18 protein-coding genes are annotated in these 17,807 nt (G+C 31.0%); all 18 read right to left on the bottom strand.

Annotated features, from left to right (window positions below; translation table 11 throughout):
* Nucleotides 1–12: 12 nt before the first annotated feature.
* A complete protein-coding gene (locus tag KVH43_RS12175) occupies nt 13–2,298 on the bottom strand; it encodes a DNA translocase FtsK (protein ID WP_218282788.1) in 2,286 nt (761 codons plus the stop codon).
* A 182-nt stretch (nt 2,299–2,480) separates the two neighbouring features.
* On the bottom strand, nt 2,481–3,248 hold the full coding sequence (locus KVH43_RS12180) for a ClpP family protease (protein ID WP_218282789.1): 768 nt from the start codon (nt 3,246–3,248) through the stop codon (nt 2,481–2,483).
* A gap of 127 nt (nt 3,249–3,375) precedes the next feature.
* On the bottom strand, nt 3,376–4,593 hold the full coding sequence (dapG, locus tag KVH43_RS12185; RefSeq protein ID WP_218282790.1) for an aspartate kinase: 1,218 nt from the start codon (nt 4,591–4,593) through the stop codon (nt 3,376–3,378).
* Nucleotides 4,594–4,732: 139 nt separating this feature from the next.
* Nucleotides 4,733–4,999, bottom strand: a complete 267-nt coding sequence (locus KVH43_RS12190; protein WP_218282791.1) for a YlmC/YmxH family sporulation protein — start codon at nt 4,997–4,999, stop codon at nt 4,733–4,735.
* Between the two features lie 93 nt (nt 5,000–5,092).
* Entirely contained in the window at nt 5,093–5,527 is a 435-nt protein-coding gene (gene dut / locus KVH43_RS12195) for a dUTP diphosphatase (RefSeq protein WP_218282792.1), read from the bottom strand.
* A gap of 45 nt (nt 5,528–5,572) precedes the next feature.
* A complete protein-coding gene (locus KVH43_RS12200; protein WP_218282793.1) occupies nt 5,573–6,832 on the bottom strand; it encodes a M16 family metallopeptidase in 1,260 nt (419 codons plus the stop codon).
* 94 nt (nt 6,833–6,926) lie between these two features.
* Nucleotides 6,927–7,637: a polysaccharide deacetylase family protein gene (locus tag KVH43_RS12205; RefSeq protein ID WP_218282794.1), complete on the bottom strand. Its 711-nt coding sequence runs from the start codon at nt 7,635–7,637 to the stop codon at nt 6,927–6,929.
* Between the two features lie 109 nt (nt 7,638–7,746).
* Nucleotides 7,747–9,846 carry a polyribonucleotide nucleotidyltransferase gene (gene pnp / locus KVH43_RS12210; RefSeq protein ID WP_218282795.1) on the bottom strand — a complete coding sequence of 700 codons (2,100 nt, stop codon included), beginning with the start codon at nt 9,844–9,846 and terminating at the stop codon, nt 7,747–7,749.
* Between the two features lie 125 nt (nt 9,847–9,971).
* Nucleotides 9,972–10,235: a 30S ribosomal protein S15 gene (gene rpsO / locus KVH43_RS12215; protein WP_276572129.1), complete on the bottom strand. Its 264-nt coding sequence runs from the start codon at nt 10,233–10,235 to the stop codon at nt 9,972–9,974.
* A 130-nt stretch (nt 10,236–10,365) separates the two neighbouring features.
* On the bottom strand, nt 10,366–11,289 hold the full coding sequence (locus tag KVH43_RS12220; protein ID WP_218282797.1) for a bifunctional riboflavin kinase/FAD synthetase: 924 nt from the start codon (nt 11,287–11,289) through the stop codon (nt 10,366–10,368).
* A 12-nt stretch (nt 11,290–11,301) separates the two neighbouring features.
* Nucleotides 11,302–12,195 (bottom strand): tRNA pseudouridine(55) synthase TruB, encoded by an 894-nt coding sequence (truB, locus tag KVH43_RS12225; protein ID WP_218282798.1) that lies wholly within the window; start codon nt 12,193–12,195, stop codon nt 11,302–11,304.
* 8 nt (nt 12,196–12,203) lie between these two features.
* A complete protein-coding gene (locus KVH43_RS12230) occupies nt 12,204–13,172 on the bottom strand; it encodes a DHH family phosphoesterase (RefSeq protein WP_218282799.1) in 969 nt (322 codons plus the stop codon).
* A complete protein-coding gene (gene rbfA / locus KVH43_RS12235; RefSeq protein WP_218282800.1) occupies nt 13,153–13,527 on the bottom strand; it encodes a 30S ribosome-binding factor RbfA in 375 nt (124 codons plus the stop codon). The genes KVH43_RS12230 and rbfA overlap by 20 nt, the downstream gene beginning before the upstream one ends.
* Nucleotides 13,528–13,554: 27 nt before the next feature.
* Nucleotides 13,555–15,573 carry a translation initiation factor IF-2 gene (infB, locus tag KVH43_RS12240; protein ID WP_218282801.1) on the bottom strand — a complete coding sequence of 673 codons (2,019 nt, stop codon included), beginning with the start codon at nt 15,571–15,573 and terminating at the stop codon, nt 13,555–13,557.
* Entirely contained in the window at nt 15,561–15,911 is a 351-nt protein-coding gene (locus KVH43_RS12245) for a L7Ae/L30e/S12e/Gadd45 family ribosomal protein (protein ID WP_218282802.1), read from the bottom strand. Before KVH43_RS12245 ends, infB begins: the two co-directional genes overlap by 13 nt.
* A complete protein-coding gene (gene rnpM, locus KVH43_RS12250; RefSeq protein WP_218282803.1) occupies nt 15,901–16,173 on the bottom strand; it encodes an RNase P modulator RnpM in 273 nt (90 codons plus the stop codon). Before rnpM ends, KVH43_RS12245 begins: the two co-directional genes overlap by 11 nt.
* Before the next feature lie 13 nt (nt 16,174–16,186).
* On the bottom strand, nt 16,187–17,245 hold the full coding sequence (gene nusA, locus KVH43_RS12255) for a transcription termination factor NusA (RefSeq protein WP_218282804.1): 1,059 nt from the start codon (nt 17,243–17,245) through the stop codon (nt 16,187–16,189).
* Nucleotides 17,246–17,263: 18 nt separating this feature from the next.
* The gene (rimP, locus tag KVH43_RS12260) at nt 17,264–17,728 is read right to left on the bottom strand and encodes a ribosome maturation factor RimP (protein ID WP_218282805.1); all 465 of its coding nucleotides are present in this window, start codon (nt 17,726–17,728) and stop codon (nt 17,264–17,266) included.
* Between the last annotated feature and the right edge of the window lie 79 nt (nt 17,729–17,807).

Genomic DNA, 17,807 nt, shown 5'->3' on the forward strand with positions numbered 1-17,807 from the left:
ATCCCTCTATTTCTATTTTAATTGTGATTGCTTCTTAATTTCTTCAAATTCTTCTTTTGTAATCAATACCTGTCTTGGTTTGCTACCCATATGTTCTCCTACAATATTTCTTTCTTCCATAGCATCAATCAATCTTGCAGCTCGATTATATCCTATTCTAAATCGTCTCTGAAGCATTGAAATGGAAGCTTGCCCAGTTTCAACAACTAATTCTATAGCATCCTTCAATAATTCATCTGCTGTATCCTCATCTTGAGATAAATTGCTTTCAACCTTCTCAAGGATACCTTCTTCATAGCCATGATCTAAAGATTGTTCTTTTACAAAATTCACAACCCTTTCTACTTCATGATCTGAAATAAATGCACCTTGAATACGAACGGGCTTAGATGCTCCTACAGGATAAAACAACATATCTCCTTTTCCTAACAATTTTTCTGCTCCACCCATATCTAATATAGTTCTTGAATCTGCTTGAGAAGAAACAGCAAAAGCAATACGAGATGGAATATTCGCTTTGATAACACCTGTTATAACATCTACAGAAGGTCTTTGTGTTGCTACAATAAGATGCAACCCTGCTGCTCTAGCCATTTGAGCAAGTCTACAAATTCCATCTTCTACTTGCCCTGGTGCTACCATCATTAAATCAGCAAGCTCATCAATTATAATCACAATTTTAGGTAATGTTTCTTTTCCTTCATTCCTCATCTTATCATTATAACTATTAATATCTCTTACGTTATTCTCTGCAAAATATTTGTACCTGTTAGTCATCTCTCCTACTGCCCAGTTTAATGCACTAGAAGCCTTTTTAGGATCTGTTACAACAGGAATTAAAAGATGTGGTATACCATTATAATTATTTAATTCTACCACCTTTGGATCTACTAAAAGTAATTTTACCTCCTCAGGTTTTGCATTATAAAGAATACTTATAATCAATGTATTAATACATACACTTTTTCCTGAACCCGTAGCTCCTGCAATCAACATATGTGGCATCTTAGCCAAATCAGCTATAATAGGGTTTCCTGCAATATCTTTTCCTAAAACAAAGGTTAGCTTAGAATCATTCTTTTTAAACTTTTCACTTTCTAAAACCTCTTTTATTGTAACAAGAGAAACACTTTCATTAGGAATTTCTATTCCTACAGCTGCCTTTCCTGGAATAGGTGCTTCAATTCTTATATTTGATGCTGCTAAATTTAGTGCAATATCATCTGATAAGTTTACTATTTTACTTACCTTAACACCCGGACTAGGCTGAATTTCATACCTTGTTATAGTAGGTCCTTTACTCACTTGTACAACCTTTGCTTCAACTCCAAAATTTTCCAATGTTTCTTCTAATATTTTTGCTTTATGCAAAATTTCTTTTTTATCATTTTTTGTATTAGCAATAGGATTATCCTGTAGCAAATTAAAATCAGGAAATTTATAAGCCAAATCAGACTTAGAAGAATTTTTTATGTGAATACTTATATCTTCTACATTTTTTTCCTCCTGTGCTGCTACAGCAATTTCTTTTTTACTGCTAATATTATCTTCTTTTATACTTCCCACATCTTCACGAGTAAAATCAAGAATTTTAATTTTTTCATCTAAAGAATCATGCTCCCTAATAGACAATTGCATATCCTTTTGTAAACCAATATTATTTTTCTTTTTAGATTTTTTCTGTTTTTTATCAGGGACTTGTATAAACTCACTTATCGAACTACCTATTAATATAGAAAATTTTATAAGAGCACCCTTGCATTTTTCCAATATACTCACTAAAGAAATTCTTGTAATCACAACAAAAGAAATAATCATTAATGTAATAATGACAACATAGCTCCCATTGATCCCTAAAAATCTTATACTGATAATTCCTAACAAACTTCCTAATAATCCTCCACCTATTCCTTCTATTCCCCAATTGTATACTAATTTTATATTTTGAAAACTCAACGTCTGAGGAATATACTCTGAAGAATTAATAGTATGTAGCATAACATATCCTATATACATTAAGACCATTGCAATTTTGAACTTCTTATCAAAAATATTGGTTTTACCAAACATAGAAAAAATACCTAAAAGTATAATAAAATAAGGTAATATATACGCTGATGAAGATAACAATCCCATTAAACCAGATTTAATAAATTTTCCAATTTCACCAGTGGATTCTGTTTGTAAACTAATCAAAATTAATATTCCCATAGATATGGTAAATAAAGAAATAATCTCATTCTTCAGAGTAGATTTATATTTTTCTTTGTTTTTTCTTCTACTCCTTCTAGCAGCCATAACGTCACCTCCTATGTTATTAGAAAAAGCACAGATTAACTGTGCCACAAACTAATAATATCATGATTCATCCTATCCTTTACACAACAATACTCATACCCCTTTTTTTTAAAAAAGAAAGTGTCAATACTATAATATTAACACTTTAACATTGTTATTATAACATAAGGGTCTAAATTATTCTATTGTAAATTCTTTTGTATATTATTTTGATTTTTCATATTCTCGTTCAATTGTATCATTTCTTTTAGTTTCATCATAGCAGCCTTCAGCCCACCAACTTCATCAATTAATCCAACCTCCACAGCTTCATTTCCTATTAAAATAGTTCCCACATCATTTGCTATTTCATCTGTTTCTGACATTAACCTAACAATTTCCTTTCTAGGTACTTTAGATGTTCTTGTAATAAATTGAATAATTCTTTCCTGCATCTTCTGAAAATACTTAAATGTTTGAGGTACACCTATAACAAGTCCGTTCATTCTTATTGGATGAATTGTCATTGTAGCAGTTTTTGCAATAAACGAATAATCACTAGCAGTAGCTAATGGAACACCTATGCTATGACCTCCTCCTAATACTAATGATACAGTAGGTTTAGATATACTTGAAATCATTTCAGCAATAGCAAGTCCTGCTTCTACATCTCCACCAACAGTATTTAATACTGTAAGCATACCCTTTATTTTAGGATTTTCTTCTACTGCAATTAATTGAGGAATAATATGTTCGTATTTTGTTGATTTGTTTTGCGGAGGTGCTACCATATGTCCTTCAATATGTCCAATAATTGTAAGATAGTGTATATTGCTAGGCATGTCAGGAACACCATGATTCCCTATGCTCTTTATATTATCTACTTTTGTGTCTAAACCTTCTAGGATAGCTGGTTTAGGATTCGTCTGAGTTTTAGGAATTTGTTCTATGTTTTTATTATAATGATTCATTATCCTTTCACGCTCCTATTTTAATAAATTTCAAAATTAAGTAATAAACTTAATAATTACCTATTCCTTTCATTTATTCTTTCCAATAAAAAAACTACTATACTCTCTTTGTATAGCAGTTTTTTTATTATTTTGAAAGATTAAATGCCTTATGAAGAACATTGACTGCCTTTTGCGTATCAACACTCCTTACCAAACAAGATATTGTATTGTGAGAATCAGACGTCTGTAGTATTTTTATGTTTTCTCTTGATAAACTTTTTACAATTTTCGCCATAACCCCAGGAATTCCTCTCATAGCATTTCCTATAACTGTTATTTTACTACAATCCTTTACAATATGATAATCAAATTCATTTTCCATTAATATTTTTTCAATCTTTTCAAAATCCTTTGAATCAATTGTAAACACTTTTTTATCTATGAAAAAATTGATTAAATCTATACTGATATGATTCTCAGTTAATGCATTCATTAACCTCTCATTAGCTGCTACTGAATCTTCAAAATATACACTAACCTGATAAATATTGTTTTTATGAGCTATAGCAGTTAGCACATCTGCTTTTGATAATTTTTTACTATATTTATTCGGAGATACTTTATGATAAATAATAGTTCCTGGTGCATCAGATAATGTATTTTTTACCTTCAAAGGAATATTTCCTCTCTTAGCAATAGCTACTGCTCTAGGATGGACTACCTTTGCACCATCTTCAGCCATTTGATATATTTCATCATATCCTATATGCTCTATTACTTTTGCTTCAGCTACCAGTCTAGGATCTGCTGTCATTACACCATCTACATCAGTATATATCTCAACAATACTAGCCTTTAAAGCTTCCCCAAGTATTGCTGCCGTTGTATCACTTCCTCCTCTTCCTAGAGTTGTAAAATTTCCTTTCTCTGTTGCTCCTTGAAATCCTGTGACAACAGGAATATAATCTTGTCTTAATAAATCTAATATGTTTTTATTATCTACTTTTAGCACTTCAGCATCTCCATAATGATCATCTGTAATAATCCCTGCTTGATATCCTGTTAAAGCAATCCCCTTATATCCCATAGATTTAATAGTATTGGATAAAATAACAGAAGAAATAATTTCTCCACAAGCCATAATCATATCTAATTCTCGACTATCATATTCATGGAAAGCATCATTTGCAAAATTTATCAATGTATCTGTTGCATATGGATCTCCATTTCTTCCAATTGCAGAAACAACTACAACTGGATATTTTCCTGTCTTTTTTGTAGCAATTACTTTACGCGCTACCTTTTCTCTAAGTTCCTTTGTAGCAACTGAAGTTCCACCAAATTTTTGAACAATTATATCCATACGTTTCCCCCTAACCAAATTCTTACCTATATATTAGCACAAATTAACAAAAACATCTACACATTTTTAGCACTACTATTTATAATATGATAAAACTAATATTTTGGGGATAGTTATGTGAATTTTTAAAAGCAGCTTTTTATAAAAACCTACTTTTAAATAATTTTTCCTCCTCTAACTCTATAATAATCATGTCATTTCCTATTTTTCTAACACAATTCCATGGAATTTCAACAAAATTTTTATCATAAAAGATAGAAAATTGATTCTTAAAAGCTGGTATTAATATAGCTCTTATTTTTCCGTTTTTTTCATCAATCAATAGATCTGATTCAGCTAAAATTCCTAACCTCCCACCATCACTTAAATTTACAATCTCTTTTCCTCCTAATTTGCTTAATCTCATTTTTATCCCCCTTATAATGATAGATGTGTGACTACCACACATCTATATGTTTTGATACTTTATTCTATTTTCTACAAAACCACATTATTACAATTAAATTCCTGTATGTCCAAATCCACCTGATCCTCTTTTTGTTTCATCTAATTCTTTTACAAGCTGCCATATGATTTTTTCATATTTACAAATAACTAATTGAGCAATCCTATCCTTAGGATAAATTGAAAAAGGTTTATCTCCCCAATTTATTAATGGTACTTTTATTTCTCCCCTATAGTCACTATCAATTGTCCCTACCCCATTTACTAAACCTATACCAAACTTAATAGCCAACCCACTTCTTGCTCTAACTTGTGCCTCTAATCCTTCAGGTAATTCAATATATATACCAGTAGGGACTAGCGCTCTTTCTCCGGGTTGCAATACCATAAGCTCTTCAATATTTGCGCGCAAATCCATACCTGCTGATCCTGCTGTTTCATATTTAGGTAACATTTTTTCATCATTTGCTTTTATCTTTATTTTATACATTTGTTCTCCTCCTTAACGAAAAAGACATTAGCTTTCGCTAACATCTTAAGCCTTTAAAATGCTATTTACATCTATTTTTTTATCAACTTTACCAACAACAGCAACAGAAGCTTTATCCAATACAAAGATTTTATCAATAACATTTTGTACATCTTCCATCTTTATATGATCAATTTTTTGTAAAACTTGCTTTTGTGAATATATTCTTTCTAAGAATAATTCTGATTTTCCAATAGACAGCATCCTGCTACTTGTACTTTCTAATCCTAGAATATAATTTCCCTTTAGATGTTCTTTAGCTTTTAATAATTCAGCTTCTGAAAGACCATTTTTTCTAACTTTATTTATTTCTTTCCTAATTAATAAAATGACTTCCTCTAGCTGAGAAGGATTAATCCCTGCATATATTGTAAATAATCCAATTTGTTGATAAGAAGATGGATAAGAAAATACTGAGTAAGCTAATCCTTTATCCTCTCTAATGTTTTGAAATAGCCTAGAACTCATACTACCACCAAAAATAGTATTCATTAAAAGTAAAGGGTAATAATCATCACTTCCTAACGGTATACCTTCAAATCCTATACATAAATGAAGTTGCTCTATATCTTTATATTTAAACCCTACATCTGTTATAAACTTAGCATCCTCTAAATACTCTGGCTTATTATTTTCATTCGTAAAATCCTTAAACTTCTCCTCAAGCATCCTTATAACTTCTTCTTGATCAAAATTTCCAGCAATCGATACAACCATATTTTTAACAGTATAATTGTCTTTAATATAGTTAATGAGCATATTTTTATTAAAGCTATTTACAGTGCGATGATTACCAAGCACTGGCATTCCTAAAGAATGCTCCTTAAAAACCATACTCAATAATAAATCATGCACATTATCTTCAGGAGAATCTTCATACATATTAATTTCTTCTAACACTACACTTTTTTCCTTTTCCATTTCAGTAGGACTAAAAGTAGAGTTGAAAAGCATATCTGTCAATACATCAATAGCAATATCAATATGAGCATCTAATACCTTTGCATAATAGCAAGTACATTCCTTACTTGTAAATGCATTCAATTGTCCTCCAATATCATCTATTGCTTCAGCAATTTGTTTTGCTGTTCTATTTTTAGTTCCTTTAAAAAGCATATGTTCTATAAAATGAGTAATCCCATTGTTCTTTAAATTCTCATGAATAGAACCAGTTTTCACCCAAAAACCTAAAGACACAGATTTTACATGTGGAATTTTTTCTAAAACAACTCTTACACCATTACTTAATCGAATTTTTTGATACATCTTCTCCTCCTAGTTCCAAAGCTAATAATTTCATTAGTCAAAGCATATAGATATTATAATTTAGTATCCCTTAATAATCAAGAAAAACAATTGATTAGTCCCCTAGCAGCTCAGAAACCGTTCCTATTTTTATTCCTTCTTCTTCTATTTTATCAATAATATATGGTAAAGCTTTTACTGTAGCAGGTTTTGGATGCATCAAAAGAATCGCTCCCTTATGAGGCTTTTTCATCACCCTTTGAATAATAATATCTTCTGTAGATCCATCTTTCCAATCGATAGTATCTACACTCCATAATATTGTTTTATAACCAAGTTCACTTGCTACCTTTAAGGTAGTATCATTATAATCCCCTGCAGGTGGTGCAAAATATTTAGGCTTAACACCTATCGCTTTTACAATAGCATCCTCTGTTTTTTTTATTTCATTATAATTTTGACTGTTATTAAGTTTACTGTGCATTTTATGACTATATGCATGATTTCCAATTTCATGCCCCTTGCTATAAATAAGCTTTAATAATTCTTCATTAGCTGATGCCCATCTACCTGTAACAAAAAACGTTATATGTACTCCTTTTTCTTCAAATATATCTAACATTTTAGGAATTTCTTCATTTCCCCAGTCAACATTACACGTAAAAGCCATTCTAAGAATATGCTCATCTCCCTTTCTAATGGGTTCTTCTCCAGTTGAAAATGTACTTATACTATTTTCAATATTTAGCAAAAAGAATATGATTAAAATCAATAAAATCATTAAAGTGATCATAAAATATTTTTTGGGTATAATATATATTTTCATAGGTTTTCCTCCTTTCATAAAATTCATATTCAAATTTTTAACTTTTATTCAATAATTTATATAGTGCTGGAAACACAAAAAAAACATAAACCTTACTGGTTTATGCTTTCTATTCTTCTTTATTTGATTGTTCATTTTCCAAAAGTACTTTTCTAGATAAGTTAATTCTTCCCTGTTTATCAATTTCAATAACTTTTACTAAAACGTCATCTCCAATTTTTAATATATCCTCTACCTTTGGAATCTTTTCCTTAGCTATTTGAGAAATATGCAATAACCCTTCTTTGCCAGGTAATATTTCAACAAAAGCTCCGAAATTTAAAATCTTAACTACCTTACCGAGATATATTTCTCCAACCTTTGCCTCTTTTACAATTCCTTCTATAATATTAAGTGCTTTATTGCCATCCTCCATATTAGCTGCTGTAATAAAGACTCTTCCATCATCCTCTATATCTATTTTTACATTTGTTTCATCAATAATTTTGCTAATTGTTTTTCCACCAGGTCCTATAACTTCTCTAATTTTTTCAGGATCAATTGTAATATTAATTATTCTTGGAGCATATGGAGAAAGCTCTTTACGAGGACTTGATATCACTTCATTCATTTTACCTAGAATATGTAGTCTTCCTTTTCTAGCCTGCTCTAAAGCTCTTTTTAATATTTCTTTATCAATGCCATGTATTTTTATATCCATCTGAATAGCTGTAATACCTTGTGCTGTTCCAGCTACTTTAAAATCCATATCTCCTAAAAAGTCTTCCATTCCTTGAATATCACTTAGAATTGTTACTTTATTTTCTTCTTTTATAAGTCCCATCGCAATACCTGCTACTGGAGCTTTTATCGGTACACCCGCATCAAGCAGTGCCAATGTACTTCCGCATACAGATGCTTGAGAAGTACTACCGTTTGAACTTAATACCTCAGATACTAATCTAATTGTATAAGGAAATTCTTTTTCTGATGGTATAACAGGCTCTAAAGCTCTTTCAGCTAAAGCACCATGTCCTATCTCTCTTCTTCCTGGACCTCTTAAAAATCTTGCTTCTCCCACACTATATGGTGGAAAATTATAATGATGCATATAGCGCTTTGACTCTTCTACCCCTAGTCCATCTATTACCTGAGCATCTCCAATAGCTCCTAATGTTGCTACAGTAAGCACCTGTGTCTGTCCTCTAGTAAACAATCCTGTTCCATGAGCTCTAGGCAACAAAGATACTTCGCAAGAAATTGGTCTTATTTCTTCAGCTACACGATTATCAGGTCTTATACCTTCTTCTGTAATCATCCTTCTAACCTGTTCTTTTGTTATTTGATATAAAGTTTCTTCCACATCCTTAAGGTTTTCAGGATATTTTTCTTCAAAATATTCTAATGTCTCACTCTTTACTTGATCCATATTTTCATTTCGTTCTAATTTATCTACTGTTTTGATAGCCTCAATCATCTTTTCAGTAGCAAATTCTCTAACTTCTTTTTCAATTTCTTCATCAACCTTATATAGCACAACTTCTTGCTTTGGTTTACCAACTTCTGCAACAATTTCCTCTATAAAGGCTACTATTTTTTTTATTTCTTCATGGGCAAATAATATAGCATCTAACATAACCTCTTCAGAAATTTCATTTACTCCTGCTTCTACCATCATAATTGCATCTTTTGTACCAGACACAACTAAATGCATTTGACTCTTTTCTCTCTCTTCTAGCGTAGGATTTACAATAAATTTCCCATCAATCAAACCAACAATTACTGAACCTGTTGGACCATCAAAAGGTATATCTGAAATTGATAACGCAACAGATGAACCAATCATAGCAACAACATCTGGTGTACAGTCTTGGTCCACAGAAAGAACTGTAGCAATAACTTGTACATCATTTCTAAATCCTTTAGGAAATAATGGTCTTATAGGTCTATCAATCAGTCTTGCTGTAAGAATTGCCTTTTCTGTAGGTTTGCCTTCTCTTTTTATAAAACCTCCAGGTATTTTTCCAACCGAGTAAAGTCTTTCTTCGTAGTCAACACTTAGTGGAAAAAAATCGATACCTGTCTTTGGCTCTGATGAAGCAACAGCAGTAATTAAAACAACTGTATCGCCATATCTAAGCAAAGCAGAACCATTTGCAAGCTGTGCTACTTTTCCTACTTGTACTTCAAGAGTACGACCACCTATAGTGGTTTTAAATGTCCTCTCCATTATTTACCTCCTCCTCATAATTTACTTAATATCCTTATCCTTTATATTATTTCCTACATAACTATGAAAAATCCTTTATATGATTTAATAAAATAATAGAGCGGGATATTCCCGCTCAATAAATACTACTTTCTTAGACCTAATTTTTCAATAATACTTCTGTATCTTTCAATATCTCTGTCTTTTAGATAATTTAATAAATTTCTTCTCTTACCTACCATTTTTAAAAGTCCACGACGTGAGTGATGATCCTTTTTATGAATTTTCAAGTGCTCATTTAACTCATTAATTCTAGTTGTTAATATAGCAATTTGAACTTCAGGAGAACCTGTGTCACCTTCATGTACTTTATGCGCATCAATGATAGCTTGCTTCTTTTCTTTATTCATTGACATACCATTCACCTCCTTTTATAGATCCCCAACAGCCAAGTACTACGTTGGTGATTCGTAACACATAGCTAATGGTTCATTCACAAATAAGATTTTACCACATAACAACTTTATTGTAAATAAAAACTTACATCTTAAAAAACTTTTTTGCACTATTTACATCTTTATTAATTTGGTCAATTAAGTCTTGTATTCTTTCAAATTTCACTTCATCTCTAAGTTTTTGATAAAATATAACTTCGATCTCTTTGTCATACAAATTGCCTGTAAAATTTAAAATATGTGGCTCTATACTAATAGTATCACTTCCTATAGTAGGCTTATACCCTACATTTGTAACACTATTATACAACTTATCATCAATAATACATTTAGTAAAATATACACCTGAATTTGGTAAAGCAAAACCTTTACTAACATCTATGTTTGCAGTTGGAAACCCAAATTCTTTTCCAAATCCGTTTCCATGAACTACTTTACCCGAAATAGAATAAGCTCGTCCTAAAAATAAATTTACTTTTGGAATATTTCCAGCCTTTATAAATTCACGAATTTTTGTACTGCTAACAACTTCATCTTGTATTTTGATAGCTTTTACAACTAACAGCTCATAATCATATTTATGACTTAATGTTTTAAGAAGCTCTGTATCTCCATGAGCCTTATATCCAAAACGATAATTAAATCCAACAATACCATAAGACATTTTTAATTTATCCTTTAAAATCTCTTTTACAAACTTTTCAGGACTTAAATTTCTTTGATAATCATCAAAATCAATACAAACAATATAATCTACACCCAGATATTTTAGTAGTTCAAACTTTTTTTCCAAAGATATAATTCTTTGTGGTGCTCCATTTTTAGAAGTTAAATTTCTAGGGTGATTTTTGAAAGTATAAACAACACTTTTTAGCCCTTTATTTTTACAAGTCTCTACTAAATTTATAATTAGAGTTTGATGTCCTATATGAACACCATCAAAACTTCCTAATGCAACACCTGTATTACAATTTATTTCAATATTTTTAAGTGAAGTTATAATTTCCATAATCTTGCCCCTTTAAAGAAATACTTTATGAACATCAATATATAATTCTTCATTCTTTTTTACTCTTCCTAATGCAATAAATCGATCTTCTACATATAATCTTACCATATCATCATCTTTTAAAGCATCATAAGATGCAATATTCTTCATATAAAGATTATTTCCATTAAGCAAATACTTTTCTGATTGTTTTTTTATATTCACTCTAGACATATCTTTAAGTGGATAATCCATAGAAAACATATAATTTGAACATATTTCTTCAATAGGCAGATTGACTAATGTTTCTAAAGTTATTGAATCATTCAACTTGAATTTACCACTTTTTGTTCTTAATAAAAAAGACATATATGCACCACAGTTTAAATAATTTCCAATATCCTCACATAAAGTTCTTACATAAGTTCCCTTTGAACAAAGCACATCAAAAAGAATAACATTTCCATCCATATGAATAATATCCAATTCATAAATGAATATCTTCCTAGGTTCTCTATGAATTTCTTTTCCTTCTCGCGCTAACTCATATAATTTTTTCCCTTTATGCTTTAGTGCTGAATACATAGGAGGAATTTGATATACTTCTCCCTTGAATGCATCAAATGCATCCATAATATCTTTTTTATTTACCTTTACTGGACGTGTATTAATAATTTTCCCCCATCGATCCTGTGTATCTGTATTATGACCTAAAACCATTTCGCATCTATACTTTTTCTTATCATTTAAAAGATATGTGCTTATTTTTGTTGCACTTCCAACACAAATAGGCAATACCCCTGCTGCCATTGGATCAAGAGTCCCTGTATGACCTACTTTTTTTGTTTTTAAAATTTTCCTTACAGCATAAACAACATCATGTGAAGTCATATTAGGTGGCTTTAAAATATTAATAATTCCTTTCAAATTATCACCTACAAATAATTTTCAATCTCTTTAATAATCAATGCTTTTGCATTGTTCATATTATCATAAATACTACATCCAGAAGCCTTTTTATGTCCTCCACCATTAAAGCTCTCTGCAATTTTACTTACGTCAACATCATATTTTGCTCTAAAGCCCACTTTTATTTTACCTTTTTCCATTTCTTTTAATAATACCCCAACTTCTACACCATTAATATCTCTAGCAAATTCAATGATACCGTCTGTATCTTCCTTTTTTGCTCCAATTCTTTCAAGCATTTCCTTCGTAATGCATAAAATGGCTAACTTATTATCAAAATAAAGTTCTAGGGTATTTAAAACCTCTGATAGCAACTTTACTTTATACAATGGTTTATTTTGATAAATCTGTGTTGTTATAAAATTCAAATCGATATTTTTTTCGATTAGTTCAGCCACAATCCTATGGGTTTGTGATGATGTATTATCATATTTAAAGCTACCTGTATCTGTCGATAAAGCTGTATATATACAGGTTGCAATATCCTTTGTAATAGCTACTTTCATAGCCTTTATAATAAAGTATATAATCTCACCAGTTGCAGCAGCTTTAGAATCAACAACATTTATATCTGCAAAATAAGTATTTGTAACATGATGATCTATATTCAAACTATTTTTAGCCTTATGAATATATTCCTTTCTATCACCTAATCGATCTACATCACTACAATCAATAGAGATTGCCAAATCAAACATAAAAGATTCATCTATCTTATTTCGAATATATTTTTGTGATAAAAACTTAATATTATAAGGCAGCTCTTCATCTAATAAAATAACTGGATGCTTACCTATTTTTTTTAATGCTAAATATAATGCTACTGATGAACCGATCGTATCTCCATCGGGAAGAATATGAGGAAGAATAAGAATATTATCCGCCTTATGGATAATATCTAAAGCTTCCTTCATATTAATGATCTTCTTTTTCATCTAAACTATCCTTCTTATTTAATTTATCAATTAAATTTGACATGTATATTCCTTTTTCTATAGAAGTATCTATATTGAATATAGGCTCTGGTGTATATCTTAATTTTAATTTCTTCCCAATTTCTTTACGTATAAATCCAGAAGCATTTTTTAATGCTGTCAGGGTATTTTCTTTTTCTTCTTGGGAGCCGTACACACTAATAAAAATATTTGCATACCTTAAATCTCTTGTCACATCAACTTCTACAATGCTTGTCAAAGTTGATATACGTGGATCCTTCAATTCATTCATGATCATTTTACTCACGATCTTTTTTATCTCTTCACTAATTCTATTTGTTCTTTGATATCCCATGTAAAAACCACCTTCCTTTGGTAGTTATTATGCTCTTTTTATTTCTTCAATAATATATGGCTCAACAATATCTCCTTCTTTGATATCATTATAATTTTCAAGACCAATTCCACATTCATAGCCAGTAGCCACTTCTTTTACATCGTCTTTAAATCTTTTTAAAGATGATATAGCACCTTCAAATATTACAATACCATCGCGAATTAATCTTACTTTTGCATTTCTTGTTACTTTTCCTTCTAAAACATATGCTCCACCAATAGTACCTACTCCTGGTACTTTAAAGGTTGCTCTTATCTCAACTCTTCCTAATACAACTTCTTTATATTCTGGCTCAAGCATTCCTTTCATAGCAGCTTCTACATCAGCAATTGCTTCATATATTATTCTGTATGTTCTTAAATCCACATCTTCTCTTTTAGCTAAACTGCTTACTGTAGACGAAGGTCTTACATTAAATCCAATAACGATAGCATTAGAAGCAGAAGCAAGCATAATATCTGATTCTGTAATGGTTCCTACCCCACCATGAATCACTTTTACCTTTACTTCTTCATTGCTTAATTTCATCAATGATTGTTTTACAGCTTCAACAGAACCTTGCACATCTGCCTTTACAATAATATTTAATTCCTTTACTTCTCCTTCTTGTATATGTTTAAATAAATCCTCTAAAGATACTTTTGCTGTCGCATTTAAGCTTTCTTCTCTAATTTTTGCACGTCTTTTTTCAACAATTTGTCTAGCTAGTTTATCTTCTTTCACAGCATTAAAACGATCTCCTGCTTCAGGCACATCAGATAAACCTAAAATTTCAACAGCTGTTGCTGGACCTGCCTTTTTAATATTATTACCCTTATCATTGACCATAGCACGAATTCTTCCATAAACCGCTCCTGCTACAATAGAATCTCCAACCTTTAATGTACCGTTTTGTACAAGGATAGTCGCTACAGGCCCTCTACTCTTATCCAATTTAGCTTCAATAACCGTACCACTTGCTAGCTTATTTGGATTTGCTTTTAACTCCTGCATTTCTGCTACAAGCAAAATCATTTCTAATAAATTATCAATTCCTTCACCTTTTAATGCTGAAACTGGAACACATATAGTATCCCCACCCCATTCTTCAATTAAAACACCATTTTCTGATAATTCCTGTTTTACTCGGTCTGGGTTAGCATTTGGTCTATCAATTTTATTTAAAGCTACAATAATTGGAACACCTGCTGCTTTAGCATGACTAATAGCCTCTTTTGTCTGCGGCATAACACCATCATCTGCTGCAACAACCAAAATCGCTATATCTGTTATACTTGCTCCTCTTGCTCTCATAGATGTAAAAGCTTCATGTCCAGGTGTATCTAAAAATACAATTCTTTTACCATTAACTTCCACTTCAGAAGCACCAATATGTTGTGTAATACCACCAGCTTCTCTAGAAGTAACATTTGTATTTCTTATCGCATCAAGTAATGAAGTTTTTCCATGATCAACATGGCCCATTACGGTAATTACAGGTGGTCTCTCTTTTAAATCCTCTGGACGGTCTGGTATCTCTTCTATTCCAAACTCATCCTCCTCTTTCTCTTCTTCCTTTTGAACAGCCATTCCAAAATCTAAAGCAATTGAAGCTGCAACATCATAATCAATATTTTGATTTGCTGAAGCAAAAACACCTAATCCAATTAATTTTGTAATAATTTCTGAAACACTTTTTCCAATCTTATTTGCAAACTCTTGTACAACAATTGTTTCCGGGATCATGATAGCTTCTTGATCATGTTCTTTTTCCTCTATTTTTGAAGCTTCCTTCGTTTTTTTATTCTTAGAGCCTTTCTTGTTTGTTTTTTTCTTATTTTCAGTTTTTTCATTAGTATCTTCTCTTTTTACTTCATAAAGTTCTTTTAATATATCTGCAGTCTCTTCTTCTAACGCACTCATATGATTTGTTACCGTAATATCAAGTTCAGCTAATTTATTAATAAGTTCTTTACTAGACATTCCTAACTCTTTAGCTAATTGATATACTCTTACTTTTGACATGTTTGCTCACCCCCTAAATTATTTGAACAATCCTTATCTTCTTCAATAAGAGCAAGAATTTTTCTTGCAAGCCCTTTATCTTTTATACCATAAACCGTTCTATTTAACTTACCTACAGCCCGTGATAAGTCTTGTCGATCTCCATAGATTACAAACTTTATATTTCTAAATTCAGTCATATTTCGAAACTTTTTTTTTGTATTATCTGAAGCATCCTTCGCAATAAGTACTAATTGAACAGCTTTTTTTTTGATATAAATTTCGCAGGTATCTTCACCTGTTATTAGATTTCCAGATCGTTGTGCTAATCCTAAAAATGAAAGAATTTTATTTTTCATTTTTAGTCAACTCCTCATTTAACTGATCATATATTTTTTGATCTATTTCTTGTTGAAAAGCTCTATTTAATGCTTTTCTTTTTTCCATCTTTTTAAAGCATTCGATATTATTGCATATGTATGCACCTCTGCCATTAGCTTTTCCTGTCATATCTATCTTAATTTCTCCATCTTTAGATCTAACAATACGAATAAGTTCTTTTTTTGGTTTTTGCTCCATACATCCAATACACTGTCTTAGGGGTATTTTCCTAACTTTCATTTTAGAATACCTCCTACTCTTCTATTTCCTTCATAGACTCTTCATATTGTGATTCACTCTTAATATCAATTTTCCAGTTTGTTAACTTCGCCGCTAATCTTGCATTTTGTCCTTCTTTACCAATCGCTAATGATAGCTGATAATCAGGAACAACCACTAAAGCTGTTTTTTCACTTTCTTTTACAATAACTTTTATTACCTTTGATGGACTCAATGCACTTGCTATTAATGCTTCTGGATTATCATTCCATTTTATAATATCAATTTTTTCACCTTTTAGTTCATCTACAATCGCCTGCACTCTTGCTCCTTTATGCCCTACACATGCTCCAACAGGATCTACATTCTCATCATGGGAATATACAGCAATTTTAGTTCTTGATCCTGCTTCTCTTGAAATACTTTTTATTTCTACAATCCCATCATGAATTTCTGGAACTTCTAGTTCAAATAACCGCTTTACTAGTCCAGGATGTGTCCGTGAAACAAGAATTTGTGGTCCTTTTGTCGTCTTTTTTACCTCAACAATATATGTTTTAATTCTATCGTTATGTTTATAAACTTCTCCAGGCATTTGCTCTGAAGGAGTTAAAATAGCTTCTGCTCTGCCAAGATTGATAAATACATTTCCCTTACTGATTCTTTGAACTATCCCAGTAACAATCTCGCTTTCTCTATTTACAAACTCATCAAAAATAATCCCTCTTTCAGCCTCTCGTATTCTTTGTACAACTACCTGTTTTGCTGTTTGAGCAGCAATTCTACCAAAATTTTTAGGTGTAACTTCCTTTTCCACTACATCCCCAACTTCATAATTGCTGTCAATTTCTCTTGCATCCTCAAGGCTAATCTCTAATAATTCGTTTTCAACTGTTTCAACAACATTTTTTACTGAAAATACTCGAACTTCTCCATTTTCTCTGTTAATATATACTTTTACGTTTTGTGAAGTACCGTAATTCCTTTTATACGCAGAGATTAATGCTGCTTCAATAGCATCAATTAATATATCCTTGGCAATACCTTTTTCCTTTTCAATCTGATCTAAAGCTTCTATAAATTCTCCATTCATTTATTATACACCTCCTTATTATATAATGACAGAAAGCTTCACTTTTGAAACTTTTTCTCTCGGTATTTTCAACTCACCATCTTTATCCATTTCTAAAACAATAAACCCATCTTTAAGACCTGCTAATACTCCTTCGATTCTCTTCTTTCCATCTAAAGCCTGATATAAATTAACTTCTACCATTCTACCCTTATATTTTTCAAAATCCTTATCTTTTTTTAGCGGCCTATCAAGTCCAGGAGATGACACCTCTAAGTAATAATTTTGCTCAATAGGATCCAATTCATCTAATTTTTCACTTATATATTCACTTACATATTGGCAATCATCTATAGTTACTCCACCTGGTTTATCTATATATACTCTTAAAAACCAATTTTGTCCTTCCTTGACAAACTCAACATCTACTAGCTCTAATTCATTCTCCTCAACAAATGCTACAACTAATTCTTCTACAATATCCGTCACACGTTTTTTTGCCATTCTTCTCCCTCCTTCTTATTTCACATAATCTATATAACATTCTATATACATATTCTTTGGAAAATATACATTCATTATT

Origin of the sequence: Crassaminicella indica (assembly GCF_019203185.1) — a bacterium.
In the GTDB taxonomy this organism is placed as follows: Bacteria; Bacillota; Clostridia; order Peptostreptococcales; family Thermotaleaceae; genus Crassaminicella; species Crassaminicella indica.

Coding starts and splice junctions, on each gene's coding strand:
- KVH43_RS12175 (WP_218282788.1), bottom strand. CDS start 2,298: ATGGCTGCTAGAAGGAGTAGAAGAAAAAACAAAGAAAAATATAAATCT.
- KVH43_RS12180 (WP_218282789.1), bottom strand. CDS start 3,248: ATGAATCATTATAATAAAAACATAGAACAAATTCCTAAAACTCAGACG.
- dapG (WP_218282790.1), bottom strand. CDS start 4,593: ATGGATATAATTGTTCAAAAATTTGGTGGAACTTCAGTTGCTACAAAG.
- KVH43_RS12190 (WP_218282791.1), bottom strand. CDS start 4,999: ATGAGATTAAGCAAATTAGGAGGAAAAGAGATTGTAAATTTAAGTGAT.
- dut (WP_218282792.1), bottom strand. CDS start 5,527: ATGTATAAAATAAAGATAAAAGCAAATGATGAAAAAATGTTACCTAAA.
- KVH43_RS12200 (WP_218282793.1), bottom strand. CDS start 6,832: ATGTATCAAAAAATTCGATTAAGTAATGGTGTAAGAGTTGTTTTAGAA.
- KVH43_RS12205 (WP_218282794.1), bottom strand. CDS start 7,637: ATGAAAATATATATTATACCCAAAAAATATTTTATGATCACTTTAATG.
- pnp (WP_218282795.1), bottom strand. CDS start 9,846: ATGGAGAGGACATTTAAAACCACTATAGGTGGTCGTACTCTTGAAGTA.
- rpsO (WP_276572129.1), bottom strand. CDS start 10,235: ATGAATAAAGAAAAGAAGCAAGCTATCATTGATGCGCATAAAGTACAT.
- KVH43_RS12220 (WP_218282797.1), bottom strand. CDS start 11,289: ATGGAAATTATAACTTCACTTAAAAATATTGAAATAAATTGTAATACA.
- KVH43_RS12230 (WP_218282799.1), bottom strand. CDS start 13,172: ATGAAAAAGAAGATCATTAATATGAAGGAAGCTTTAGATATTATCCAT.
- rbfA (WP_218282800.1), bottom strand. CDS start 13,527: ATGGGATATCAAAGAACAAATAGAATTAGTGAAGAGATAAAAAAGATC.
- infB (WP_218282801.1), bottom strand. CDS start 15,573: ATGTCAAAAGTAAGAGTATATCAATTAGCTAAAGAGTTAGGAATGTCT.
- KVH43_RS12245 (WP_218282802.1), bottom strand. CDS start 15,911: ATGAAAAATAAAATTCTTTCATTTTTAGGATTAGCACAACGATCTGGA.
- rnpM (WP_218282803.1), bottom strand. CDS start 16,173: ATGAAAGTTAGGAAAATACCCCTAAGACAGTGTATTGGATGTATGGAG.
- nusA (WP_218282804.1), bottom strand. CDS start 17,245: ATGAATGGAGAATTTATAGAAGCTTTAGATCAGATTGAAAAGGAAAAA.
- rimP (WP_218282805.1), bottom strand. CDS start 17,728: ATGGCAAAAAAACGTGTGACGGATATTGTAGAAGAATTAGTTGTAGCA.